We start from the raw sequence: 25,859 nt of genomic DNA, 5'->3' as shown, positions 1-25,859 counted from the left end.
CAGGGGAAGCCGATGCTTTGATTAGCGCTGATTGGTGCCTTGATCTATGCCAGCGCATCCTATAGGGAGGAGACATGACCTATGAAAATTAATCCGCCCATCAAATTTATGGCCATAATATTGGCTTGTGTTCTGTTGGATATTATTCTTCACATAGTAACAAGCGCATACAGCACTACGCCTGGGACAGCGCAATACACTGTATTGGGGATGTGGTTGGGAACAGAGCTTACCGCTATTCTTTGGGCGCTTTTGGCGTTTTCCTGTGCAGCTGGAGTGCTTTGTCGCTTCCAGAACAGTATTCCCGGAAGCGGGCTTAATAAAGGGTTGAGATATGGGTTGGCAATTGCGTTGCTGTGGCTGTTTGCGATGCTGGAGGGGGTTCCCTTATTCGGACATGCATTGATAAATGAGTTTGTAGTTGGCCTCAGTGATGCGGTACCTGTTCTAGTAATGGGAGCTTTATTGGGCTGGTTTGTATTAAAGAAAGGCCAACATAATAAGTCAGTGCGGTTTACTATTAAGCAAAAACTGTTGGCTATAGGTGTATTCTCAGCGATTTTTGTCATGGGCAGGTATTTGGCATATTTCACGGGAGCAATTCAGTCAGGACTGCAAACCAGCCCATTATATACATTCCTATGGACTCTGCTTATGGGTGCCGGTATAGGAATGGTTTATATTCTTTTGGGGCAAGCTGCCCAAACTACGTCTTTAAAACGCAATGTGGCAGTATTTGGATTTTGTATTTTTGGAATCAACTGGGCTGTGTTTCTTATTTTTATGCCGCTTTTGTTTACCGGGTTTTTGATCGATGTTTTGTTAAGAATCACTATAGATATACTGCTTGTAACCATAGGTTGCTACCTAGTCTTTAAGCTCACCTACAGCCGTTATCAAGGAACCCACCAAAAAATATCACTGCCGTAATTCTGCCGAGGGCGCTGTCCTCATAGAGCCTGCCGATGATAACCTCCAGCTCGTCGATTCGCGCCGTCATCTGGGCAAGTTCCTTTTCTGCCAGCTGCTCCTGTTTCCTCAGCATACCCGACGTTTCCTGCTTCAGCCGGTGTATAAGATGCCTGTACATCTTTGCGGAGGCTTTTACTCTGCGGCTCACATCGAACAGGATTTCCTTCTCCTTGAAGGATTTTACCCGTCGCCTCCCGCTGACAATCTTCCTGAGATAGGTTGGATTGGTCAGGATGGTTGCCTCCTTCAACGACATACAATACCATCAATTTCTGCGAATAGCTATCAATTTATCGGTGATTACTTCTGTTTTCTTATACTTGCTTCGTTTCTTGAAGATTATAAAAAAATTGTTGTATACTGACGACATCAAGTTTTTAACATTTCGGACGAGTATATTTACCAACCCAAACTCCCGCAGAGAGGAGGAACACCAATGAAAAAGCTCAAAGCCCTCAAACGAGAGCGCGTCAACCGCGCTTTGGAGAGTATCTTTGATTATCCAATTACCATCGTGGAGGCTCCCATCGGTTATGGGAAAACCACGGCAGTGCGTGAATTCCTTGCTTTAAAAGGCACTCCCGTCATATGGACTTCCTTTTTATCCGAAGATGACACGGTGTCGTGGTTTTGGGAAAGGCTTGCGGCCGAAATCGGTAAATTTGACGAGGCAGCGGCGATCAGCCTCCAAAAGCTCGGTGTTCCTTCCGATACACCACAGACAGCAGCGATTATTTCCATCCTCAATGAGATGGATTACAAACCCAATACTGTTCTTGTCATCGACGACTTCCACCTTACAAGAAGCATGCGGGTGACCGCGCTTTTCAGGCGCTTTGTAATGGAAATGCCAGACGATTTTCACATTGTCATCTTGACCCGTGATACGACAAATCTGGATATCACCGAGCTTTCCGTAAAAGGGCTGTGCAATGTCGTGCCGCAAAATACGCTGCGCTTTACCGAAAGTGAAATTCGGGACTATTGCGCCCTGATGGGCTTCACGGCCGGCGAGAGCGGGATAGGAAAAATCACCGATTACACGGGCGGCTGGATTTCATTGATTTATCTTATCATGCTCGGTATGGAGAGGGGTATCCCCATAGGCCGAAACGGCGCTATCAACGAGCTGGTGGAGAAGGTGCTCTATAACGCATATGACGAGGGCATCCAAAGGTTTTTACTGCGTCTCTCTGTGATGGACGGCTTCACGGCGGAGCAGGCTGGGTTTGTAACGCAGGAAGAAGAATCAGAGGAGACCCTTAAAAAGTTGCGTCGCGAAAACGCATTTGTTACCTTCGACGAGGCAACGGGGGTCTATAAAATCCACGCCGTGCTGCTGGACTTCCTGCGGGGCAAGCAGAAGGATGCCGAAGAATATGCCATGCTCTATCGGCGGCTTGGCGAATGGCACCTGGCGCGAAGGGAATATAGAACCGCATACGGCTATCTCTGCCGCGGGGGTGAGACGGAACGCATCCTCGCGCTGCTGGACAATGAGGATACCGTCACCAGCGATGCTGCCACTTTTGACGGCGTTTTAGACTTGTTCGCCGCCTTGCCCCGCGAGATGCTGCTTAAATATCCACTGGCTTATTTGCAGTATATCGCCATCATTTTGACAAGCGGCGATCCCGGCTCTTTTCAGGATGGCGTGAGGTGCTTAAATGAACTTCAGGAGGCTTGCGAGCAAGCCCAAGGCCCCATCCCCCACGGCAGAGACCGCGTCCTCGCGGAAATTTATCTTACCCGGATTTTTGCCGTGTTCAACGACGCCAAGAAAATGGCCGCTTGCCTGAAGGAGGCACAGCGCCTGCTTAATGGGGATATTTCCTGCCTGCAAAAGCGGGAGGCCGAGTTCACCTTGGGTTCTCCCCATTTTCTCTATACCTGTTACAGGGAGCCGGGCAGCCTCAAAGAGCTCATGGAGCTGATGGCATCGGATTTTCCGATTTTTGCCGAGCTGGCCGACGGCTGCGGCACCGGCTGCGACTATGTGGCTCTGGCCGAATACGCGCTGGAAACCGGTGACTGGCAGGCGGCGGAGCTCAATGCCTTCAAAGCCATTTACAAAGCGCAGACCAAGGAACAGGTCGGTCTTATGATCTGCGCTTATCATGCTTTGATCAGGCTGTATCTCTATCAGGGGAAGGTCGATGAAGCATTGGAGTTTCTGCGGAAGCTCAGGCAGGATGTGACGCGAGCGAACAACATCTATTACAACACCGGGCTTGAGATCGTGGAAGGATACGTTTACGGCTGCCTCAACCGCCTTGAAAGCATCCCCCTGTGGCTGCAAACCGGAGATATGTCCCCCGCGTATTTTTATTACCAGGGCCTGGGTTTCAACTATATCGTCTACGGCAAGGCGCTTTTGCTCACCAAGAATTACATCAAGCTCGAAATACTCACTGATGAATTTGCTCGCTATTTCGCGATTTGCCACAACCAACTCGGCCTTCTGCACAATCAGATTTTCAGGGCGGCGGCGCAATATCATCTTTACGGCATGGAGCAAGGCTGCACCGCTCTGCGGAAAGCCCTCAACATGGCGCGGGAGGATCACATCATCCTGCTCTTCTCCGAGTATGCGCCCGCCGTCATAGACATGGTCAGGCACCTTGCCCATGCTGATTCACGGGACGCATACCTAAAGGAGGTACTTTCCGCCTGCGGGCAGTATATGGAGAGCCTGAAACACTCCGCCCGGAGCACGGCTTCCCTGTCGGCTAGAGAGCTTGAAATCCTCACTCTGGCCGCGGAAGGCTTCAAGAGGAATGAGATTGCCGAAAAACTTTATGTTGCCGCCGGCACCGTGCAGACCCATCTGCATAATATCTACCTGAAACTGGAGGTCAGCGGCAGGACGGCAGCGGTGAAAAAGGCGCAAAAGCTGAAGCTTATATAATTTTCCGTGCAAAATATACCGTTCGGTAGATACTGGAATCAAAAATCATCCTCCATACTTCTTAATATGGGGGATTTTTTATTCCCACGGATGGGAAGTATGCCGCGGTGCCATGGATGGCAAGGAGCGGCGAATACCCGAAATGTACTCCAAATAGGAAGGAGGGTTTCACTCGATGAGTAAAATACTCAAGGTCACGCCCAATGATGATTATACCCTGCTGGTGGAATTCGAGCACGGTAACAAGATCATCTTCAATATGCGCGATATAGTAAAGACCATACCTTTCAGCAGTCTGGAAGATTTAAGCCGCTTCAAAGACATCACGCTGGAGGAAAAGGCTATATGCTGGCCTGAGCCGGTCCCGGACGAAAAAAGCATCATGCCCCTGCGCCTGACGGTGGACAACATGCTGTTCACCATACGCGGATAATTGATATCCGGAAAAAACAGAGAAAGGTGAGTACTTATGATGAGAAAAAAATTAGTATCATTTTTGCTGGCTGCGGCCCTGATTATGCAAATAATTGTGGTAATGCCTGCGACCCCCGCCTATGCAGACGCCTGGATCGTCACTACCCTTGGTTCAAGCTTCAATGGCCCTTGTGGTGTAGCGGTGGACAGCAGCGGGGATATTTACGTTGCAGACTCTAATAACTATGCCATTAAAAGAATGGACGCAGGCGGGAATAATATTACCACTCTTGGTTCGGGCTTCACTTATCCTCTTGGTATAGCGGTGGACAGCAGCAGGAATATTTACGTTGGAGAACCTGTAAACAATGCCATTAAGAGAATGGACGCAAGCGGGAATAATATCACTACCCTTGGTTCGGGCTTTGATCACCCTGAAAGTATAGCGGTGGATAGCAGTGGGAATATTTACGTTGCAGACGTTTACAACAATGTCATCAAGAGAATGGACGCAAACGGTAATAATATCACTGAACTTGGTTCGGGCTTCTTTATGCCTTTTGGCGTAGCGGTGGACAACAGTGGGAATATTTACGTTGCAGACACTTATAACAATGTAATTAAGAGAATGGACGCAAGCGGTAATAACATCACTACCCTTGGTTCGGGCTTCAATTCACCTTGGGGTGTAGCGGTGGATAGCAGCGGGTATATTTACGTTGCAGACAGTGGCAACAATGCCATTAAGAGAATGGACGCAAGCGGGAATAATATCACCACCCTTGGTTCGGGTTTCAGTGGTCCTCGTGCTGTAGCGGTGGACAGCAGCGGGAATATTTACGTTGCAGACGAATGGAACAATGCCATTAAGAAAATTTCATGGGCAACGACAGTAAACGCGCTGGCACTGGATTCACTGGTACAAGCTCCAGTAATGGGAGCAACGCCAAGCACAGCGGCAATAAACCAGGCTCAGTATACCGGAACGGTAGCATGGTATGAATCCGATGGAATAACGGCAGTAACAGGGAGCTTTGCAGAATCAACAGTATATGCAGCTAAAGTAACCCTGTCGGCAAAGGCGGGCTATACATTTACTGGTGTAGCACAAAACAGCTTCACCTACACAGGAGCAACAAGCGTAACCAATGCAGCAGATTCGGGAACAGTAACCATCACCTTCCCGGCAACGGCGGATACCACCCTTCCCGCCGTCACCGGTGTAACGCCTAATGGCACAAGCGCTCCTGTAAGCGGCAATATTGTGATTACGTTCAGCGAGGCCATGGATACCACAGGGGCTGGCGCAGTGTATCTTTCCGATGACGGCGGGACAACCTATGGTTCGGCTCTGTCCGGCGGAGCCTGGTCTGCCGGCAATACCGTTTACACTATTCCATACTCAGGTCTTTCCTACAGCACGGCATATACCGTCAAAATCGAAGGTTTAGAGGATGTGGCGGGCAATACGATGACCGCCGACAGCACCCACAGCTTTACAACTGGCGTCGAGCCGCTTATCCCCTCTGTATTGCCGGGCACCCTGACTGTTGACATAGGCAGCACAGCAAGCTTTACCATAGCTTTCGGACAGGGAGCCAGTATGGCAACCAGCGCCGACATTACAGTGACTAACGGCTGCATAGCCTCCGTCAGCCAGACTCAGGTTACCACGCCGGGTGCGGTTACCGTCACCGGACTCGGCGTTGGGACAACCGATATTATCGTGGTTTTCAACGATACGGCCTCAACGACCGCAACGGTTTCAGTCACCGTGCAGGCGATCGCCCCCACATGGCCTTCCGGGAGCAGCCTGACCGCTTCCGACGTGACCCGCACCGGTGCAACTCTGACGTGGACGGTGGCAGCGGACATTACTGCGGTCACCGGTTATAAACTCTATCAGGATGGGGCGGAAATTGCCACGGTCGCAGGGGATGTATCCAGCCGCACGGTCACCGGTCTTTCTCCTGCCACCAGCTATACGTTCCAGGTGCAAGCCGGCAACGCTGACGGCGAGTGGACCACGAACGGTCCCACCGTCACAGTACAGACACGGTCCTCCAGCAGCTCCGGCGGCGGTTCAAGCAGCACTCCATCCAAGCCGACCTACACCGCGGACGTCAAAACGGACAACGGAGCGGATACCACCCTGCCGGTCACCGTTAATACGGGTACAGGCAACGCAGCCGTCAACATGGGCGCTCAGCAGGGCAATACCATCTCCGCAGGAGGAAACGTGATCGTCACGATGCCCTCCATTCCAGGCGTTAGCAGTTACACTCTGGACATACCTTTCGCTTACCTCTCTACACCCGACGGGAAAGGTACTCTTATTTTCAACACGGATACGGGCAGTCTGATGCTTCCGGCAGATATGCTCTCTGACATCGCGGGCGAAGGCTCAAATGTGGAGATCAGCATCGCGCAGGGCGATAAGACCGATCTTTCCGAAATGGCAATAGCGGTAATCGGCGACAGGCCGCTGATAGAGATTTCCGTAACCACAGACGAGAAAAAGACCACATGGAATGATCCCGATGCGCCGGTTACGGCATCAATACCGTACACGCCGACAGCCGAAGAACTATTGAACCCTGAAAGCATCGTCATATGGTACATTGATGGCAGCGGCAATCTCGTCTGCGTGCCCAACGGACACTATGACACGGCGACCGGCACCGTTACGTTTGACGTCACCCACTTCAGCGACTACGCGGTGGTCTACAATCCGGTGAGCTTCAACGATGTTAAATCCGGCGTATGGTATTACGAGGCGGTCTCCTTCATCGCAGCCAGAGATATCACTGGCGGCACGGGCAGCGGCAATTTCAGCCCTGACGCACATTTAACGCGCGGCGACTTCCTTGTGATGCTGATGAAAGCCTACGGCATCGCACCGGATACGAGTCCGGCCGATAACTTCTCTGACGCGGGCAATACCTACTACACCGGGTATCTATCGGCGGCCAAACGACTCGGCATATCCGCGGGGGTAGGCAACAACATGTACGCGCCGGGTAAAGAGATTACCCGTCAGGAGATGTTCACCCTGCTATACAACGCCCTCAAGGTCATCGGGCGGCTACCCCAGGGCGATTCGGGTAATGAACTGTCAGATTTCAGTGATGCTGGGCAGATTGACTCCTGGGCGAAGGAAGCCTTGACACTGCTGGTTGAGACCGGCACGGTCGGCGGCAACGCCGGAAAACTGTCTCCGACGAGCACGACCACCAGAGCGGAAATGGCGCAGGTGCTGTATAACCTGCTGGGTAAGTAAAAGCATATAATAAGCAAGCAAGCCGCGGGATGCTATGATATCTCGCGGCTTGCTTAATGGCATAAAAAACCGCAGATTTTTGGGCTCTGCGGTTCATTCTAAAATGGTGGACCTGACGCGTATCGAACGCGCGACTTTCTGAATGCACTTCGATTACCATGATGCTTCCTGAGAGCAGGCGAAACAGGATGGTGTTTGGTGACCGTGTAAGCACATAAAATTTGTATATATTTCTTGTTGACATACCTAGTACTGCTAGGTATTATTTATACATAGAACTGCTAGGTATGAGGGGGTATTCCATGAATGTATCCAAAGATTTGATCGCCGCATCGGCGACCCCTCTGCTTTTGGCCATTCTGAAAGAGAGCGACAGCTATGGCTATGCCATCATCAAGCGGGTCAAGGAGATGTCTGACAATGAATTGATTTGGACGGAGGGGATGTTATACCCGGTCCTGCACCGCCTCGAAGAACAGGGTTTGATCGAATCCTATTGGCATAAGGCGGAGACCGGGCGGCAGCGCAAGTACTACCGCATCATGCCGCGAGGCCTGGAGGAGTTGGAGGTACAGAAGAAGCAGTGGGAAGTTGTGGTGGCGGCTTTGACCAAAACCTGGACCGACCGCAGCGATTCTTAAAGGAGGGTCAAGATGTTTGACTTGGAGACACAGATAAATTCCTGGCGCGACCATTTGAGAGCCCGGGGCAACTTTACCGAAACTGACCTCAGTGAGCTGGAGAGCCACCTGCGTGATGAGATCGATGATTTGATAAGCTTGGGGCTATCTTCTGATGAAGCCTTTTTGATCAGTGTTAAAAGGCTGGGCAATGCCGATGCCATCTCCAATGAGTACGCCAAAGTAAACACCGCCAACCTGTGGAAGCATTTCATGCTCGATCCTGTTAACCCTGAAGCCGGACGGCAGAATAGGCGCGACATCATCATGGTGGTCTTGTTTGCCTTCCTGGCAGGAACTTTAATAAAACTCCCCGGGCTTTTCGGCTGGAAGCTGTTCGCCCCAGGGTCGGAAGTGTTCTATGTCAGGAACCTGAGCCTGTTTATCCTTCCCTTTATTGCGGCCTTTTTCCTTATCAAACGGGGGGCAGAATCCAGGACCTGGACGTGGATTTTCGCCGTATTCATTGTGGCTGCGGTGGTCATCAATTTATATCCTGCCTACGAACCTTATCACACCACCGCCTTGAGCGGGCTGCACCTGCCGCTTTTCCTATGGCTGGTTACCGGAGCAGCCTATATCGGCAGTGACTGGCAAGGTCGGCAGGGGCGTATGAATTTCATCCGCTTCAGCGGGGAGACCTTTATATATGGGGTCTTGGTGATGGCGGGAGTAATGGTCTTAGGATTGTTCACTATAGCTATCTTCGAATCTATCGGCATCGATGCGGAGTGGTTCTTTGAAGAATACCTCATTATTTACGGAGGATGTGCGGCGGCTATGATCAGCATCTACCTGGCCGACGCCAAGAGGAGTATCGTGGAAAACTTTGCGCCCATCCTGGCCAAGATATTCAGCCCGCTTTTCCTGGTAACCATGGTCATTTTCCTGGCAATAATGGTCGGAACTGGGCAGAGTCCTTTTATGGAGCGGGAATTCTTGATCGCCTTCGATTTTATGCTGGCTATGATATTGGGGCTGGTCTTATATGTGATCTCCGCCCGCGATGTCAACCAGCCGGTCAACCTGTTTGACTACCTCAACCTGGCTCTGATATTGACCGCCCTGGTTATCGACGCGGTGGCCTTATCAGCGATAGTATTCCGCCTCTCCGCCTTTGGCATTACCCCCAACAAGGCGGCAGCCCTGGGAGAAAACCTGGTGCTTCTGGGCAATCTGGCCGGTCTGGCCTGGTTGTATGTGGGGTATTTTAGGAAGAGATTAAATTTCGCCCGGCTGGAGAAATGGCAGACCGAATATTTTTACGTATACCTGGTCTGGACCGCCTTTGTAGCCTTCATCTTCCCGGTGATATTCAGATTCGTATAAGGATGGCAAGCAGGGGGAAGCAGAATGTGAACCAAAGGTTCATGTAAGTCTTGCTTCCTTGCCCGCTTCTCACTGCATTCCCATGCTCATTCGGTGCTGCCTCATGTGCGGGAATGAGAGCCATGAACCTACCCATCGGTCAATAAGTTCCCATTGTTTGCCAAAAAATCTCGAAAAAAGGATAATTTTTTAAAAAAATAGAATAAACGAGAAGTACCTCCCTTATTAATCAATTTTTAGAAAGAGCGAAAATATGGCCGGGATGTGTCTGATGTGGCAATCATCATAAAGTTTATAGCCAGGAATATCTGGGAAAAAAAACTCCGCACTTTATTGATCTTATTTTCTATTTGTCTTTCCACCGCATTGCTATTTTCATCACTGGGTATATCTCAGAATATTGCTCAGGTATACCTTAAACAGATCCGCGGCCAGATCGGTGATGCCGAAATCACTGTTTATGCCGGCAAAGATAGCCCTTCCCGCTATTTTCGGACTGACCGAGCTGAGATATATCGGGAAAACCTTGATTATATCATAGGAATCGTAAGTGAGACCGGAGTGTATAAAGTTGCTGCCAATGAACAGGTAGTGGTGAATCTGCTGGGTTACAAGCTTGAAGAGCTGCAGAGGATGAATCCCTTAGACATACAGCAGCAATACAGCCTGGACCCCTTTAAAGGGAGCAAAATAATTATAAGCCGGGTAACCGCTGATAAATATCAACTCCGGGTCGGTGAAAACCTGGATCTTACAATAAATGGCCAGCTGCGTCGTTTTACCATAGCCGCAATTGCAGCCCCCGAAGGGCTGCTGACTCCAGGAACGACAGGGTTCAGCGCGGTAGTGCCCAGAGAAGCCCTGGCCACGATGATGGGCGAAAAAGGCCGGGTATCTCAAATATTCATAAAAACCAGCAACCCTGCGCTCATCGACCCCACCCTGGAGGCTTTATCCCAACAGTACAATCGCTATAAAGTCGAAAAGACTATTACCGAAAGTGAATTAAGAGAATTTACTGATGTCATCCGTATGCCCTTCATGCTGATGCTGATTCTGGTATGTTTGATTAGCATTTTCGTAATCTATACTGCTTTTAAGGTTATTATTCTAGAGCGGATGCCGGTAATGGGCACTTTTAGGAGTGTAGGCGCCACCCGCGGAACAACCAACCGCATCCTGCTGGCTGAAAGCGCCATATACGGGGTAATCGGAGGAGTGCTGGGATGTGCTCTGGGAATAGGCATTCTCTATATCATGACCTACTCCCTGTCCAACAATTCCTGGAACGCGTCCCCCCCTGATGTTGAGCTCTCCTATAATCCGCTTTATCTGGGGATATCTCTGGCGGGGGCGGTTATTTTATCTGTTTGCAGTTCTCTGCTACCGGTAAAAAGCATCTCCAATACATCACTGCGGGATATTATTCTGAACACATACAACAACCGGGGCGGCAGCCAGAGTAATAGGACCGTCCCGGCTCTGATCATGCTTGTTCTTATCCTCGTAATACCTCCTTTTCTGCCGGGTAAGACCGCCGGTATCCTGAATGTAGTGGGAATCATTATCGGCACCCTGGCCATTGTCTGGCTGATTCCCCCGATCACCGAGATTCTTGTCCGTATCTATGAGAAAATCGTTCCTTACATGTTTGGGAATGAAGGTATACTGGCCATTAAGAATATCCGCAATAATCGGGAGATGCTCAATAACATCACCCTTTTGACCATAGGCTTGGCCAGTCTGTTGTTGATCAATACCATTAGTTTCAGTGTGGGGCGGGCTGTTACTGATATATACCGGGATTTCAAATTCGATGTCTGGTTTTATCATTCCCAGGCCGACCGCAGTCTGGAATCCCAAATCAGATCAGTTCCGGGGATAGTATCGTCACTGGGGGTTTACGAGATCAACCAGGTGGAAATCGCGGGCTCGGACGAAAAAATTGGCACGGTGTATGGAATCGACGGCAATCGCATGACGGATTATTTTGACTTCCGGCTGCAGGGGGATGTGGAGCAAACACTGCACCAGTATTCTTCCGATCGTTGCATAATCCCCACTGTCTTTTTAAAAGAGAAACTTAACTTGAAGCATGGAGATACGCTTAAATTGAAAACGGCAACCGGTGAAAGGGATTACCGTGTAGTAGGGTTTGCCGGAACCCTGATGAATAATGGAAACGTAGCCTTGATTCCCGCCAAATATGTAAAAAGTGATTGGCAGTTCCGCTATTATACATATCTGTGGATCCATACCAATACAGATCCGTCCATCGTCAGCCAGTCTTTAAAAGAAAAATACCTCCGTAATAATGTATTTAGCATTACCAAGGATGAGCTGCGGCAAAGCAACGCTGAGGCTAATAACCAGCTATTTGTGCTCCTGCAGGGTTTTTCGCTGGTAACTATGCTTATTGGGATATTTGGGGTATTCAATAATTTTGTGGTCAGCCTCTTAACCCGCAAACGGTCCCTGGCCGTTTTCCGCTCAATCGGAATGAGCCAGCAGCAGATGGTAAAAGTCCTGTTGGTGGAAGCCCTGGCCAGCGGCTTGATCGCAGGAGTGACCAGCAGCCTGGGAGGACTGCTTTACTTGGTGCAAGCTGAATACATTATGTTCTCAATAAACCTGCCGATAGGAATCATTTATTCACCGGGATTATTTATGGAAGCGATCATCGCCGGTGCCTTTATCGCAGTGCTTGCTTCTCTTGGTCCCTCCAGGCAGACTGCCCGGCTGGAGATTGTCAAAGAACTGAAATACGAGTAATGGGGAGGGGTGTCGGTGGAGCCTATTATTGCAGCAACTGAGGTATATAAGAATTTTTATCTGGGAGATGTGAAAATAGAAATTCTTAAAAACATCAATCTGAGTATCGCCCGGGGAGAGTTTGTCAGCCTGATGGGGCCATCAGGTTCCGGCAAAAGCACCCTGCTGTACCTACTGGGCGGTCTTGATCAGCCTGATTCCGGGACTATAAAGGTTAAAGGGCGAGAACTGTCAACTATGAGTGATAAAGAAGCCAGCCGCTTCCGGCGCCAGGAAATGGGCTTTATTTTCCAATTTTATAACCTGGTTCCCAACCTAAATATAGAAGATAATATTATGTTGCCGGTACTGCTGGACGGTAAACCAATGAAAAGCTATAAGCAGGGATTAGAAGATGTCTTGGCAATCGTGGGTTTGTCCGCCAGAAAAGGGCACACCCCCCGGGAGCTTTCCGGTGGTGAGCAGCAGCGGGTGGCCATTGCCCGGGCCCTTATGAATGATCCCGACATCATATTGGCCGATGAGCCGGTAGGAAACCTGGACAGTAAGAATGGGAACGCTATCATGGAACTGTTCAAGCAAATCAATCAAGAAACCAATAAAACCATCCTGCAGGTGACCCATTCGGAAGAAATGGCTAAATACAGCCATCGGATAATAAGACTTAAAGACGGAAAGGTGTGGGAATAATGAGAAAAATCGCGCTAATGGCAATGGCGGCAGTGTTCTTATTCCTTATTATGCTTCCGCTGGGCTGTAATAAGACTGAGCCACCGACCGAAGAAGCTGTAGCCCCAGTGGAAAACCCAACTATTGATGCGTTCGGTACCATTGCGGTAAAAACCATTTCGGAATTGGTGATTGATTTTCCGGCACAAGTAACGGAAGTCCATGTGGAAGCCGGACAAATGCTGACAGCAGGAGAGAAACTGGTCACACTTGACTTAAGAGATATAAAAAATGCTATAGAAAAACAGCAATTTGAACTGCAGCGGCTGCAAAATGACCTGCAAATGCAGCAAACACTGCACCAAAAAGCGCAACAAGATCTGCAGCGCAGGCAATCCCTACTCGATTCTGGAGCAATATCGGATACGGAATATGAAGAATTTGAAATGAGTGTTATTGGAGCCGCCAATACCGTAAAAAACCTGGAGATTTCCATCGCCGCCGCCCAAAGTGAATTGACCCGGCTGAATAATAAGCTGTACGGCAACCCCCACCTAAAAGGCAATGCACTAGTATCACCATTCCGGCAGGGTTTGGTATACCAACTTAACTGCCAGACCGGTCAGACTACTGATCCTGCCCGCAGCCTATTAAGCATCATGGATCTGCAGACCATCTATGCGGAGGCAGAAATCCCGGAGGAATTTATCGGCGATGTTAAACCGGATGCGGCGGTGCGCATTGTTCCGGTGGCTGATTCCAGCCGGGAATACCATGGCCGGATCAAGAAGATTTCCGATCTGGCTGTCGAAAGGAATGGAGAAACCATAATTCCGGTAGAGATATCTCTGGATGATTATGATGAGTTTTTAAAACCCTATTATAACGTCGACGTGCAGATTTCTATATGAATGCCACTGCGGGACACTTCATTCTATACGATGAACGATTCTAGGGCACAGGGAAAAGAACCTCTATATTAGTCCCCGATGAGCTGGTTTCTACCCGGATTTCCGCATGATGGCGGGCGGCGATGCTGTAGCATACTGCCAATCCCAGGCCGGTGCCGTTTTCCTTGGTGGTCTGAAAGGGAGTGCCCAGCGCTTCGAGCAGGCGAGCATCGATTCCGTGCCCTTGATCCTTTATGGACAGGGCCACCCGGTCACAGTTCAGGCGGGTTGTGATGCTGAGAGTTCCACCCGGGTCCATGGCCTCAAGGCCGTTTTGGGTCAGGTTCAACACTAACTGGCGTATCTCTGTCTCATCAATGTCAAGGTCTGGAATACTGCCCAGATCAAGGTGCAGGTTCACATCATAAGATAGTGCATTGGCCTGTATTAAGGGGAAGATGGTAGCTATTACTTCATTGAGTTTCTTCCTACTAAAATTAATCGACTTATTCTTGGCCAGTGACAAAAATTCGGTAAGTATAGCATTGGCCCGGTCCAATTCCTCGATCATCAAGTCAAAGTATTCCCTGTCGCCGGCATAATCCTCTTTGCTTTCCAACATCTGCAGGAAGCCGCGAACAGTAGTCATGGGATTCCTGATCTCATGTCCTATGCTTGCAGATATCTCCCCCACCAGGTTGAGTCTGTCCAACCGCCTCAGGTGGCTTTCATACTCCTTTAAGTCAGTAATATCAGTTACTATACTGATAAGGCAGGGCTCGTCGTACAGGTTGACCAATTTCGCCGAGGCCAGACAGGCACTGCGCTTCAGCTCGGATTCGGGCCAATACATTGGCGATATGGGGCGCTAAAGCCTCGAGCTCACGCCGGCAAGCCGGTAATATTACGTCTTGAGTGCGGGAAGCAAAGTTGAGGATGCTGATCATTTGGCCTTTGTACATGATGGGGATTACTGCTGCAGAATGTATGCCTTCCTGGAGGATATCATCAACGCTTTCAGCATTAATCTCTTTATATTCCCAGAACAGGGGAGACCCTCTGCTCAACAGTTTTATGCGCGCGGATTCTATGTGGTAAAAACGGTTGTTCTTGACAAACTCAGGGGAGAGGCCTTTGACACAGGCCAGCCTATAATTGCCCCAATCGTCTCTTAAATAAACGCCGCCGCAGTCCATCCCAATAACGTCCAAAGCTATGGTAAGACAGAGTTCCAGGGCGTCTTCGATATTCGATGTGGCCCCCAGAGCCAGCAGTAACTGGTGTAGAATCCTTTTTCTATTGGGCCGAGGTGAATTCTTTGCAGAGTTCGAAACCACCATTGTTCGACATTTCTGTAGCTTGTATGCTATAGGGTAATTATAAACAGTAAAGCGCAAGAAATCTGTCAGAATATGGGCGAGAAAAGCATAGGGACACGCTTTTTCTTCCTTGAATGGGCATGGTTTTTTCAATCCAATAATTTTGCCCCGGTCAAGTCATTTTCGTCTTGATCGGACGCATGGTTTTTCTCTATTGGCATGTGATCGATATATCAGTAATATCCGGAGGGGCAGGGACCTAAATTTGGTCATAAGAAAGCCGGTCTTGCGACCGGCTCAGATCCCCAGTTTACCAGCAGTCAATTTCACATTTTTTGCACACGGTGACCCTTCTGCAGGAACTGTCATGATGATGGTCTGGCTTGCGGCAATCAGTTAACAGGGCCAGGAAGTGGTTGGCTTCGCGTAAAACGTGGTCAGCCAACAGGGGGATTATAATTGACCTGATCTTGCAGGCCAGAATGAGCTCATCTGCGGTATCTTTGAAATTCCTGATATCTCTTACTGCCTCGATCTCATCTTTCATCAGCTTTGGAGGAATGCGGCAATCCTTTTTCTCAATGCGCTGGACTCGTCTCTCCAACTTAAAGAACAGACGGGCAAATTCGTCCGCAGTCATGATCAGTTCTTTTTCGGTGGGATCCAGCAGATGGGCGATAAATAAGGAGTGTTCAGCCATTATCCGATCCCAGAAGCGTTTTTCCTCAATGATCTCTTCAGCCGGATCTAGAGCAATGCGCTTTTGCAGCCTCTGCAGGTGGGCAATGTAGAATAAGGCCTCTCGCCTTATATGTTCTATCAACAAGGGGAAGTTCCAGGTAAATAGACAACATTCCAGCATGCCCTCCAAAACTTCGGTTTTCAGTTCTACCAGAGCTCTGGTTTCGCGGATGACCCGGTTATTGAACCTTTCCACCACTTCCTCCAGATCGGGGTCTCCCGAACCCGGTCTGAGCATGGTCTCCCTTTTGGTGAGGCGAGTGTTAAATGGAATGCCGGACAGGAATTCGGTCCTTTTTTCGGCCTCGATGGTCTTATCAGTTACCACTTCACCTGACTGTAGTACGCATCTGCTGACATTGCGGTCGGCCAAATCTACAGCTACTTTTAGGAGACCTTCGAAGTCAACCCGGAATTGGTCAGCTCGCTCGATCAGATCTGCATTCTTAGCAACAAAAGCGGCTTCCAGAAAGAATGAGTGTTCCTTCATGATGCGCAGGAAAAAAAGGTGCAGGTCAAGCGATTTTTGAACGAATTGGGCAGGTGTCAGTTTGGACATACCATTTCTCCTTTCTTTATGATATATCCATATGTTATGAATCTAACCTGTATTTGGTTAACAAGGAACCTCCTGGAAGAATCCTGGTGCTTTCCCGGTTTCGGCTTCGAACCGGTAAAAGGCCTATGCCGGTGACCAGGCCAAGGTTATTAGAATCCCAGTCGCCGAATATATTGAGGCAGGACACAAGACGAAGCGGAGCTAAGAGATGACTGCTTTCTCCCACAAGTCGATATTTATATTCTTCACGGCTATGGGCATTATTCTGGGGGCTTCTTTGCTGGGCTCTTTTGCCGCTGTTTTGCTTAAGGAACCCCCTATGAGCACCATGCTGAAGCTGGCCCGGGAAATCAAGATCTGGGCTATTGTGGCAGCCATTGGGGGAACCTTTTCAACCTTCGAAATAATAGAATCCGGTTTGTTTAAGGGTGAAGTAAGACCATTGATAAAACAACTGCTGTACATTTTTTTTGCCATCATCGGTACTCAGGCCGGCTATTACCTGATCTTTATCCTGGCAGGTAAAGGCAAATGAAACAATTTCTCTTCTGGGCGGCTGTTTTTGTCCTGGGGGTGCTTGCGGGTGCATCTTTGAGCACGGTTATGATCGGTTCGCAAATAGATGCCTTGCATATAGAAAACATGTCTTTGCGTGACAACCTTAATACTCTGGAAAAACAGATTCAGCAACTGCAAGAGAAGCCTCAAAAGAGGATCGTAAGCAAAATTGATACTTATGTAGAATTTGCCGATGATAACGATTTCAATGATATCGAGGAGAGTGTCCTTAAGCTGACAGTGGAGAAAAGTATCCGCGAGTGGCTGAAACCGATATTGGGGCAGAATGTGGCTGAAGTCAACTATTTGCTTATTCCCGGCATTATAAACCGGGAAATAGAAATGGATGAGAACATGGTCTTATTAATGGTCAAAATGATAGTCGTCTCCGAGACCGTCAGCATTTATGTGGTAGTACAGCCTGCACCAGGCCATGATGGTACAAATGTCGATGTCCTTAACCCGGCTTTTATTTTTAGGGATAGCATTGCTCCGGCCATCGCCGAATGACTGATTGTTGGCGCATATGTGGTCAAAGGGGTCAGGTGAGTGGAAATACCTGTTATAAACCGGGGTTTGCTTTCGCTGCACCGAGATCAGCTCCCATGGATTCAACTACCTGTTGTTGAATCCATAGGTAAGTTAAGGCCAATCCTTGGGCCAGGGATTGTGAACTGGCCCATCCCAGTCGGGCCTTAATCAAACGGTTGTCGGAGCAGCGTCCCCGCACTCCCTGTGGCCCGGGGACAAACTTTAATGACAGCTTTTTACCCGATATCTCTATCACCATTTCCGCCAGCTGTTTAATACTCACCATTTCACTGGAACCGATATTTACCGGACCAGAAAAATCCGAACGCATTAGCCGCAGAATCCCCTCCACACATTCGTCGATGTACAAAAAGGTACGAGTCTGCATGCCGTCTCCCCAAATTTCTATGGTGCCTCCGTCACAGGCCTGAGCGGCTTTTCTGCACAGGGCTGCGGGGGCTTTTTCCCTGCCTCCCTGCCAGGTACCCAGGGGACCGAAGATGTTATGCAGACGGGCAATGCGAACCTCCAAACCCCAGTTGCGATGATAGGCCAGATAGAGGCGCTCACTGAACAGTTTCTCCCAACCATACTCGCTGTCGGGCTGGGCAGGGTAGGCGGAGTCTTCGCTGCATACGGGATTATCGGGATCCATTTGATTATATTGCGGATAGATGCAAGCTGAAGAGGAGTAAAAAATCCGCGGAACCCCGTTTAGACGACAGGCTTCCGCCATATTCAAATTGATCAAAGCGGAATTGTGCATGATGGCAGCATCATGACAGCCGGTGAAAACATACCCGGCACCCCCCATATCAGCGGCCAGCTGGTAGACCTCATCCAGCTCCGGGACAACCGCCTGCGAACATACCCGGGGATCCCTCAGGTCACCAATTATAAACTGGTCTGCAGAGCTGTCTTCGAATTCAGGCAGTTTGAGATCGACCCCGCATACCCAGTTTCCGTCTGCCTTGAGCCTTTTAACCAGATGGTGTCCGATAAACCCTCCGGCACCAGCTACCAGTATTTTCATGAACAGGCCTCCTCAAAAGTGATATTGATTGCCGGAGATGTCCAGAAGTTGACGTAAAGCCAGCCTTAGTCGTTCCCGGTTGTGAAAACTATGGTATTCTCGGAACCGGGCTTGCTCCTTAACCCGACCGAGAAAACCCTTGTCGGCCAGTTGGAGAATGGCCTGGCGGGCCTGGCAAACATCACCGCCTTGAATCTCCAATCCCATATCATAGTGCCGCACCCTTTCGGCCATACAATAACCGGCACTGACAATGACAGGTTTTTCAAAAACTGCCGCTTTGGTCAGGATGCCGCTGCTGTGATAAAAATTTTCGTAGGCCATATAGAGAAAATCGCAAGCTGCCACATAGGCGTTAAACTCCAGCGGGTCTTCAATATAGCGAAATTCAAAATGCGCTTTTACACCACTACCCGCCTTTATTAAGCGCTCCAGCTCCTGGCGTTGGCTGGCAGAGTAAGCCTCACCGGGCAGATGCCCGGCTACCAAAAAATAGCACTCCTCGTCATTAATGCACTCCATGGCACGTAATAAGGTCAAAAGACCTTTGCGAGGCTCCAGCATCCCAATAAGTCCGACAATGGGACGCAAACCAGCCTGTTGCTTAATACTGACGATAGGTGCCAAAGTAGTCTCGGGCAGCCCCTCCTCGGTGGCGTCTGGCCATATAAGAACCGGTTTGTTACCAACTGTAGTTGCTAAAGCCGACTTCACACCCTCGTCAAGGACAGCAATGGCGCGGCAATTAGGCTGATGGAAAACCATGTGGGTGCTCACCCAGCGGCTGAGACGCTGTGTGATAGAAAGTCGGGTACGCAGGTGGGTAGGCAGAAAATATATGCCTGCCCATGGATAGGATAGATTGGCTGAGAACCACAAAGCCCGCCAGACATCATTTACAAACATATCCAACCAGGTAATGAATACTAAATCCACAGTCCAGCCAGTTTGTTTTTCCGCATCCTGTAGCAGCCTGCTGATATAGTGGCACAGTGAACCGCTCTTAAATTGGATGCCCAGTGTCCTGCCATCTAAAGCAAACGGAACTGCCCATACCCGATCATGCCATGCCGGCAGGGCCTTATCAACCCACTGCCGAACCTGCAGCGGCACAGGGCATAAGAGGATAACACGATGGCCTTCCTGCAGCAGTATGGAGAGCAGGAGCTGCATCTGGGATGCAAAATGCCCTTTGGCCCATTTAGGTTCGACAATTGCGATTACCTGTTGGGTATTGTTCAATGAATGGCTCCTTCTATGTGCAGTCAACAGGAACATGGGATAGGGTAGGATTCCAAAACAGTTTTTCCGTTTGAGTCTCTTGTATATTGTCCACAAAAAAGCAGAAATTGCAATCCCCGGCATGAGGACAAACTAACCCTGAGTATGATGGAGACGTTGTTCGTTTAATCCCGGTGCGGCTTCTCATGCTTCCTTCGTACCCGTACCACCTGTCATTCATTTTGAGTTAGCATATGAGCCCTATGAGCTTAAAAAAGCAGGGAGAACCAACTGATTCTCCCTGCAACTATTAGCTGTAATACCTGACGAAAGCAACGCTGTTATCTCTGCGGTGGTTCCCAGCTTTTGGCGGTGGCCTGGGATATGCGGTCGATTACAATGGCCAGGACCACAATGGCCCATCCGGCTTCAAAGCCTTTTCCGGCCGCAACGCGATTAGTGGCCTTGAGCACTTCTTCTCCCAGACCTCCGGCTCCTATCATACTTGCGATTACCACCATGGATAGGGCTAGCATAGTGGTCTGATTGATTCCTGCCATAATACTGGGCATAGCTAAAGGCAGGCGCACTTCTTTCAGCATTTGCCATGGCGAGGCGCCAAACACCAGGGCGGCCTCCTGTATATCATTGGACACCTGGCGGATGCCCAGGTTGGTGAGTCTCACAACCGGAGGCAGGGCATAGATTACAGTGGCGAAGACCGCAGGTACTTTGCCCAAACCGAACAGCATCAGAGCTGGAATAAGATAGACCAGGCTGGGCATAGTCTGCATGGCATCCAGAAGCGGGGTTATTAAGCTGTTGAAGCGTTCTGAACTGGACATAGCGATGCCTACCGGGATGCCGACCAGCAATGAAATAAATACCGCCACGACCACAATGCCCAGTGTTTCCATAGCCACTTCCCACAGCCCGAACATACCGATGCTAAAAATGAGCACTCCGGGCAGGACAGTTTTATAGAAACTTCTGGTGAGGCGCCAGGAGATAGCCGTGACTATGATAATCCAACCCCACCATGGCATCCATTTCAAAATGTGTTCAATTTGAAGCAGCATGCTCAACACCAAGGCGGATACAGCATCAAAGAAAGGTCCCCAGGATTTCACCATCCATTTTACCGAACTGTCAATGTAAGGTGCTAAATTATATTGCCATGATTCAGGAAACATTGTTTTCACCTCCCAGTGGGTACAGGCACCGGAACCGCTGCCACACCGGGGCGGGACTGCCTGACGGTGCGTTTATGCCGGGGAAACACCTGTTTGCTGCTGCCCGGCAGAAGCGAATTAGCATCTTGAACGAAACGCTCTACGTATTCGTCAGCGGGATTGCTCATCACTTCCGCTGGAGTGCCTTGCTGCAAGAATTCCCCGTTCTTCATAACCGCCATAGTGTCTCCCAGGCGAGCCGCCTCACTCAGGTCATGGGTCACGAACACAATGGTGCGGTTGAGCTGTCTTTGCAGATTGATAAGAGTATCCTGCATCTCCCGGCGGATCAAGGGGTCCAGGCCGCTAAAAGGCTCATCCATCAAGAGCAGGTCGCTGTCTTGAACCAGCGCCCTGGCGATGCCGACCCGCTGCCGCATACCGCCTGAAAGCTGCGCCGGATAATAGTTTTCCCAACCTTCTAACCCCACCTGGGCGATGGCCTGCCGGGCCAAATCTTCTCTTTCCCGAGGTGGTACCCCGCACAATTTCAGCCCAAAAGCCACATTATCAATGACATTGCGATGGGGCAGCAAACCATAATGCTGAAATACCATAGCTGTTTCATGACGGCGAAAATCGATCAGCTCTTTCTTGTCCAACTGTAAGACATTGCGGCCATTTACCTTGATCTCCCCCTGGGTAGGTTCTACCAGGCGGGGGATGCAGCGGATCAGAGTGGATTTGCCGCTGCCCGACAATCCCATGATGACAAAAACCTCGCCTTGTTTAACTTTAAATGACACATTGCGTACTGCTGCCACGGCCCCGTCATTCTGCAACTGATCGAGGGATTGCGCATCTTCCAGATCAAGATCTGCGGCCTGTTTGCCATACACCTTCCACAGATTATTAACTTCTAAAAGGGTGCTGGGGCTGTAGTTATTAACCATTTTACTTCACCTCTTTTAGGGCTTGATCCACTTTCTGGGCAGCTTCCTCGGTAACCCAGCTCTTCCACCGCTCCGGATACTTCTTCAAGAAATAGATGGCAGCCTCTTCGGCTTCGGTGTTGTTCTCCTGCATATAGGCCAGGAAATCGTTGTTTTCAGCCAATGTGGTCTCGTATTTGGCAATCATGTCGACTACCTCGGGAGCCCTGTCCTTTAGACTGGCGTGAACCCCCTTCAATACTTCTGCTGCCGGGAAGGCACAGCCGCGATTATTGGGATCATTGTACACTTCGGCACTATATTCAGGCTCTTCCAGCATGGTCATATCCAACAGCCCCATTACCCAGGTAGGTTCCCAGTAATAGCCGACCCAGGGCTGACCTTTTTCATAAGCGGTCAGCATCGAAGTGGCCAGAGCGGTGTCGGAACCAGTGCTGAAAAGGTTAAATGTCTTTTCTAATCCATAGGTTTTAAATTTGGTTGCATTGATTTCAGTTACTGCCCAACCGGGAGGACTGGTGTGTAATCGCCCTTTAGTTGGTACCTCAGCGTCTTTAAAAAGCTGCCAGTAACGGGGCAGATCCGAGACCGATTTCAAATCTGGTGCTACTGCTTCAATACCACGCTCAGGGTCACCCTTTATCATGTAGGTGGGCACATACCAACCCTGGGGAGCGTCAGGAAAATTTGACCCCAGATCTAAGACCGCTCCGTTAGCAACCATCTCATTCCAGGGCTCCTCGTAATTGTCTTTCCATACTTCCATAGTTATATCAATGTCACCCTTGCTCATACCCTGCAACAGAGGCAGAGTCTCGCCAAAGGTATACTGTGGTTCAGGATAGCCGTAACCATGCTGCAGGATAAAGCCCACGATGCGGTTGTGCACTTTGACGCTATCCCAGGATACGTCGGCCATTACCAGTTTTTCCTTTTGATCTCCAGCGCCGGTGGGGCTGCCACCTCCGCCACAACCCACGGCGAATAAACCAAATGCAATCAACAGTGAAAACAGCAAAAGTCTAACTGTAATTTGGCCAGAAATAGATTTACTTGTGTTCATAGAATACCTCCTGCCGGCCTGAAACCACGCCGAGTGGAAGAGAACTCAAGAAAGGAGAAATATGAATATGAAGCGTAATTGAAAAGAAAAGGTGTGATGATAAAGGGCAGCTGCAGGGGGGCAGCGTGCTTAACATCTGAATCCCCATTCTTGCCTACGAGGTTAGCTGACGGGCTCGGGCCTGGGTTAGCCCTATTACAAAACCGGCATACGGTTTATGAAAACTCGCCCCATTTAATGGTTCCCCCGTGTCTCGACTCCGAGGCTTCGGCCTATTTTTTATCTTTGATTTCAATGACTTATAAATCAGCGGATGATACCTTGTGGCACCATCAAATGAACGCGATTACTTCGTCGGATCTTCCCTCCTTTCGGAATGCAGAACCCTAAATACAAACAATATGCAAAAAATATTATGGTGCAGTAAAAGCAGTGATACTAAAGTGAAATAGTGTGTTTAGAATTCGACTGTACCAATTTTAAATCACAAATGTGGCAGAATTGAGGCAAAGCTGAGACGTGAGATGGCATGATTGGGTACAAAAGCCGATATACAGGGCTTTTCCGGCTATCGAAAATTCTCACTTTTTTCCTTAAAAAGAACGGGAAAAAGAAGCACGGGAGGTTATTTTAGCTTTTTTTAGGATAGGGATGAACGACCTGCCTGGAGGTGCAAGGGGAGAGACACGACAGGAAGTAACATCCCAAATGTTCATGGTGGAAATAAAACCACCCGTTATTACGTTTTGACATCTAAATTATGACGCGCCCAATTCAGTGGAGTGTATCGGGAAGGACCACTTTTGTTGAGGTGCACTGTATTATAGTCTATCTTCTTCCTCATCTAGTGCGTTTTCTATGTTTTGCTGCTTTCTTTTATTCAAATAATGCAACAAAGAAAAACTCAGAAACGCTCCAGCTGTTCCCCATAAAAACGTAATTAGGCTAGTTAATAGCCAGAGGTTAGGCGTGGCATTTTCCCCATAGCGGGCATAATTAGCTATTCCTGTCACTACACAGATGGTAAAACCACAAACCAGGCTATTTATTATAACCAATTTGAACCCGGTGTTTTTCCTGCTGTACAAATCGTTTCCTGATGTTAAGTTCCTGATTAGGAGATAAGAGCAGGCTCCAAAAAAGCAGATAAATTCAGCCGCATAATGTGCAAAAGGCACATTTAATACAAACTGCTGCACCAATATGGCCACCAACAATGCCAATAGCAGCAGGTTGCAGGTTTCGCTGCCGATTTTGCGTTTTTGGGCTACAGTCCGTTCATCCTGAATTAAGTCTCTCATGGCGTCTCCTCCCAAAATAATTCATCTAACGTTTTGCCCAACGCGTGGCATATGGCAATGCACAGTTTTAATGAAGGGTTATATTTTCCTGCTTCAATCAATCCAATGGTTTGACGGGTAACCCCTACCAATTGGGCTAAATCCTCTTGTTTCATATCCCGTTCAATTCGAGCCACTTTCATCCTTATATTTTTCATAAGCAACCTCCACATTGCCTATAATAACATATAAATTGCATAATGTAAAATATATATTGCATATTGGGCTTGACCAACGGAGGAGGTTCTTTTTGTTGGCCCCTTGCGATATGGCAAGGGGGCTATTGAATTTGTTGTGTGTAAAATTTGTTGGACAATTTTCAATACCTTGAATTTTAGGAGGAGAACAAAAAAATATGTTGAAATTGGAAATAGGAAACTCTTAAATGCAGTATTTACCTAAAGAGGGAGGTTGAAACCAGTGGGAAAGTTTTCGGGGATAAGGCAGCAGAAGACGTCTGCGCGAGTAATAGCAATGATTTGGACATTAGTATTTTTTGTGATGTTTCTTCCTTTGGCCCCAGCTGCTGCCGAAACATCTCAAAACCAGACAATAACTATGGTTTTTATCATAGACAACAGCTCATACACGGTGAATGGAGAGCTCATTGTGATGGATGTAAGCCCCGTGGTTATAGAGGGGCGCACCATGCTGCCTATCAGATATGCCGCCACCCCTTTGGGGGCAGAAGTTGGCTGGAATGATGCGGATAGGAAGGTAACGGTCTCCCTGGATAATACTTTATTAGAATTATGGATTGGGCAAAGCAAGGCATTGATAAATGGAAATACTATTGCGATTGACGCAGATAATCCCAATGTGATGCCGCTGATTATCAATGGCAGGACTATGCTGCCTATTAGATTTGTGACTGAAAATATGGGTTGTGATGTTCAGTGGGATCCTGCAACCAGAAAAGTAACCATTACTAAAACAGGTACATCAGCACCATCGGTATCTAAAAAACCGGGATCTGAAGTAGCAAAACCATCGATAGATATAATACAACCCGGAGTTGTCCTGTCCGAGACAGAGCAGGCTGAAATAGGCTTTCAAGACTCATTAGACACAATAGACTTAGAAGGATCATTTATGCCACCGCCAGATTTTCAAGAAACAGCCCCAAGTCAGGTGCCCAATAATGATTCGGAATCGGATCAAGTGGGGCAGCCGGGGGAGAAATACGTAGTAAGTGTCGGTTTTGTTTATGGTCATAATGAGTGGTCTGCGAGGGCTAAATGCCCTCCAGGGTATCAACTCTATAATGCCGATTTAAATAAAGATTCTGGTGGAGCTTATATCTATTTGTGTTATAAACTGGGTGAGAACGTTGATGATGCTATAACTGATTTCTTTATGGAATATCGTCCTGGTGAAGCTTCGTCAACTACAGCAAATGTTAGCCATAATGCTAATTATGTTCCTTATACCAGAATTGGGTTAAATTTAAATTTA

At 48.8% G+C, this 25,859-nt stretch carries 23 protein-coding genes and 1 riboswitch; of the genes, 12 read left to right on the top strand and 11 right to left on the bottom strand.

Annotated elements, in window-relative coordinates:
* Positions 1 to 135 precede the first annotated feature (135 nt).
* Positions 136 to 930 (top strand): hypothetical protein, encoded by a 795-nt coding sequence (locus AC15IQ_RS14965; protein WP_483180239.1) that lies wholly within the window; start codon positions 136 to 138, stop codon positions 928 to 930.
* Here the strand turns inward: AC15IQ_RS14965 and AC15IQ_RS14960 are convergent.
* Positions 881 to 1,228 (bottom strand): hypothetical protein, encoded by a 348-nt coding sequence (locus AC15IQ_RS14960; protein ID WP_483180237.1) that lies wholly within the window; start codon positions 1,226 to 1,228, stop codon positions 881 to 883. The genes AC15IQ_RS14965 and AC15IQ_RS14960 overlap by 50 nt on opposite strands.
* A 180-nt stretch (positions 1,229 to 1,408) precedes the next feature.
* Between AC15IQ_RS14960 and AC15IQ_RS14955 the strand changes: the two genes are divergently transcribed.
* The 8 genes from AC15IQ_RS14955 (at position 1,409) to AC15IQ_RS14920 (ending at position 13,935) form a co-directional block, all read left to right on the top strand.
* Positions 1,409 to 3,880, top strand: coding sequence for a LuxR C-terminal-related transcriptional regulator (locus AC15IQ_RS14955; RefSeq protein WP_483180236.1), 2,472 nt, complete (start codon positions 1,409 to 1,411; stop codon positions 3,878 to 3,880).
* Positions 3,881 to 4,055: 175 nt separating this feature from the next.
* Complete coding sequence (locus AC15IQ_RS14950) at positions 4,056 to 4,313, top strand: DUF2442 domain-containing protein (protein WP_483180234.1); 258 nt, start codon at positions 4,056 to 4,058, stop codon at positions 4,311 to 4,313.
* A gap of 36 nt (positions 4,314 to 4,349) precedes the next feature.
* Positions 4,350 to 7,574, top strand: a complete 3,225-nt coding sequence (locus AC15IQ_RS14945; RefSeq protein WP_483180232.1) for an S-layer homology domain-containing protein — start codon at positions 4,350 to 4,352, stop codon at positions 7,572 to 7,574.
* Positions 7,575 to 7,876: 302 nt separating this feature from the next.
* Positions 7,877 to 8,215: a PadR family transcriptional regulator gene (locus tag AC15IQ_RS14940; RefSeq protein WP_483180231.1), complete on the top strand. Its 339-nt coding sequence runs from the start codon at positions 7,877 to 7,879 to the stop codon at positions 8,213 to 8,215.
* A 12-nt stretch (positions 8,216 to 8,227) separates the two neighbouring features.
* A complete protein-coding gene (locus AC15IQ_RS14935; protein ID WP_483180229.1) occupies positions 8,228 to 9,583 on the top strand; it encodes a permease prefix domain 1-containing protein in 1,356 nt (451 codons plus the stop codon).
* Positions 9,584 to 9,856: 273 nt separating this feature from the next.
* The gene (locus AC15IQ_RS14930) at positions 9,857 to 12,355 is read left to right on the top strand and encodes an ABC transporter permease (RefSeq protein WP_483180227.1); all 2,499 of its coding nucleotides are present in this window, start codon (positions 9,857 to 9,859) and stop codon (positions 12,353 to 12,355) included.
* Between the two features lie 15 nt (positions 12,356 to 12,370).
* A complete protein-coding gene (locus AC15IQ_RS14925) occupies positions 12,371 to 13,045 on the top strand; it encodes an ABC transporter ATP-binding protein (protein ID WP_483180225.1) in 675 nt (224 codons plus the stop codon).
* On the top strand, positions 13,045 to 13,935 hold the full coding sequence (locus AC15IQ_RS14920; protein ID WP_483180224.1) for an HlyD family secretion protein: 891 nt from the start codon (positions 13,045 to 13,047) through the stop codon (positions 13,933 to 13,935). The genes AC15IQ_RS14925 and AC15IQ_RS14920 overlap by 1 nt, the downstream gene beginning before the upstream one ends.
* Before the next feature lie 40 nt (positions 13,936 to 13,975).
* Here the strand turns inward: AC15IQ_RS14920 and AC15IQ_RS14915 are convergent, their stop codons facing one another.
* From AC15IQ_RS14915 to AC15IQ_RS14905, 3 genes are all read right to left on the bottom strand, one after another.
* Positions 13,976 to 14,767 carry an ATP-binding protein gene (locus AC15IQ_RS14915; protein ID WP_483180223.1) on the bottom strand — a complete coding sequence of 264 codons (792 nt, stop codon included), beginning with the start codon at positions 14,765 to 14,767 and terminating at the stop codon, positions 13,976 to 13,978.
* The gene (locus AC15IQ_RS14910; RefSeq protein ID WP_483180220.1) at positions 14,667 to 15,254 is read right to left on the bottom strand and encodes a GAF domain-containing protein; all 588 of its coding nucleotides are present in this window, start codon (positions 15,252 to 15,254) and stop codon (positions 14,667 to 14,669) included. Before AC15IQ_RS14910 ends, AC15IQ_RS14915 begins: the two co-directional genes overlap by 101 nt.
* Before the next feature lie 289 nt (positions 15,255 to 15,543).
* Positions 15,544 to 16,533, bottom strand: coding sequence for a DUF2935 domain-containing protein (locus tag AC15IQ_RS14905; RefSeq protein ID WP_483180218.1), 990 nt, complete (start codon positions 16,531 to 16,533; stop codon positions 15,544 to 15,546).
* A gap of 208 nt (positions 16,534 to 16,741) precedes the next feature.
* Between AC15IQ_RS14905 and AC15IQ_RS14900 the strand changes: the two genes are divergently transcribed.
* Entirely contained in the window at positions 16,742 to 17,068 is a 327-nt protein-coding gene (locus AC15IQ_RS14900; protein WP_483180216.1) for a YtrH family sporulation protein, read from the top strand.
* Complete coding sequence (locus AC15IQ_RS14895) at positions 17,065 to 17,601, top strand: sporulation membrane protein YtrI (protein ID WP_483180214.1); 537 nt, start codon at positions 17,065 to 17,067, stop codon at positions 17,599 to 17,601. The genes AC15IQ_RS14900 and AC15IQ_RS14895 overlap by 4 nt, the downstream gene beginning before the upstream one ends.
* A 52-nt stretch (positions 17,602 to 17,653) precedes the next feature.
* Here the strand turns inward: AC15IQ_RS14895 and AC15IQ_RS14890 are convergent, their stop codons facing one another.
* The 7 genes from AC15IQ_RS14890 to AC15IQ_RS14860 all read right to left on the bottom strand — a co-directional run bounded on the left by AC15IQ_RS14890 (position 17,654) and on the right by AC15IQ_RS14860 (position 24,562).
* Positions 17,654 to 18,655, bottom strand: coding sequence for an NAD-dependent epimerase/dehydratase family protein (locus AC15IQ_RS14890; RefSeq protein ID WP_483180213.1), 1,002 nt, complete (start codon positions 18,653 to 18,655; stop codon positions 17,654 to 17,656).
* 12 nt (positions 18,656 to 18,667) lie between these two features.
* Positions 18,668 to 19,897 (bottom strand): glycosyltransferase, encoded by a 1,230-nt coding sequence (locus AC15IQ_RS14885; RefSeq protein ID WP_483180211.1) that lies wholly within the window; start codon positions 19,895 to 19,897, stop codon positions 18,668 to 18,670.
* 320 nt (positions 19,898 to 20,217) lie between these two features.
* Complete coding sequence (locus tag AC15IQ_RS14880; protein WP_483180210.1) at positions 20,218 to 21,069, bottom strand: ABC transporter permease; 852 nt, start codon at positions 21,067 to 21,069, stop codon at positions 20,218 to 20,220.
* Between the two features lie 5 nt (positions 21,070 to 21,074).
* Positions 21,075 to 22,001: a betaine/proline/choline family ABC transporter ATP-binding protein gene (locus AC15IQ_RS14875; protein ID WP_483180208.1), complete on the bottom strand. Its 927-nt coding sequence runs from the start codon at positions 21,999 to 22,001 to the stop codon at positions 21,075 to 21,077.
* Between the two features lies 1 nt (position 22,002).
* Positions 22,003 to 23,064, bottom strand: a complete 1,062-nt coding sequence (locus AC15IQ_RS14870) for an ABC transporter substrate-binding protein (protein WP_483180206.1) — start codon at positions 23,062 to 23,064, stop codon at positions 22,003 to 22,005.
* A 136-nt stretch (positions 23,065 to 23,200) separates the two neighbouring features.
* Positions 23,201 to 23,347: riboswitch (cyclic di-AMP (ydaO/yuaA leader) on the bottom strand.
* Between the two features lie 538 nt (positions 23,348 to 23,885).
* Positions 23,886 to 24,365 (bottom strand): DUF6773 family protein, encoded by a 480-nt coding sequence (locus tag AC15IQ_RS14865; RefSeq protein ID WP_483180204.1) that lies wholly within the window; start codon positions 24,363 to 24,365, stop codon positions 23,886 to 23,888.
* Complete coding sequence (locus tag AC15IQ_RS14860) at positions 24,362 to 24,562, bottom strand: helix-turn-helix transcriptional regulator (protein ID WP_483180203.1); 201 nt, start codon at positions 24,560 to 24,562, stop codon at positions 24,362 to 24,364. Before AC15IQ_RS14860 ends, AC15IQ_RS14865 begins: the two co-directional genes overlap by 4 nt.
* Before the next feature lie 262 nt (positions 24,563 to 24,824).
* On the opposite strand from AC15IQ_RS14860, the gene AC15IQ_RS14855 reads away from it, so the two are divergent.
* Positions 24,825 to 25,859: copper amine oxidase N-terminal domain-containing protein (locus tag AC15IQ_RS14855; RefSeq protein ID WP_483180202.1), on the top strand; the 1,035-nt coding region annotated here is incomplete at its 3' end.

Origin of the sequence: Syntrophomonas sp. DTU019, assembly GCA_913757435.1 — a bacterium.
Classification (GTDB): Bacteria; Bacillota; Syntrophomonadia; order Syntrophomonadales; family Syntrophomonadaceae; genus DTU019.
This window is presented reverse-complemented; position numbering and strand designations above follow the sequence as displayed.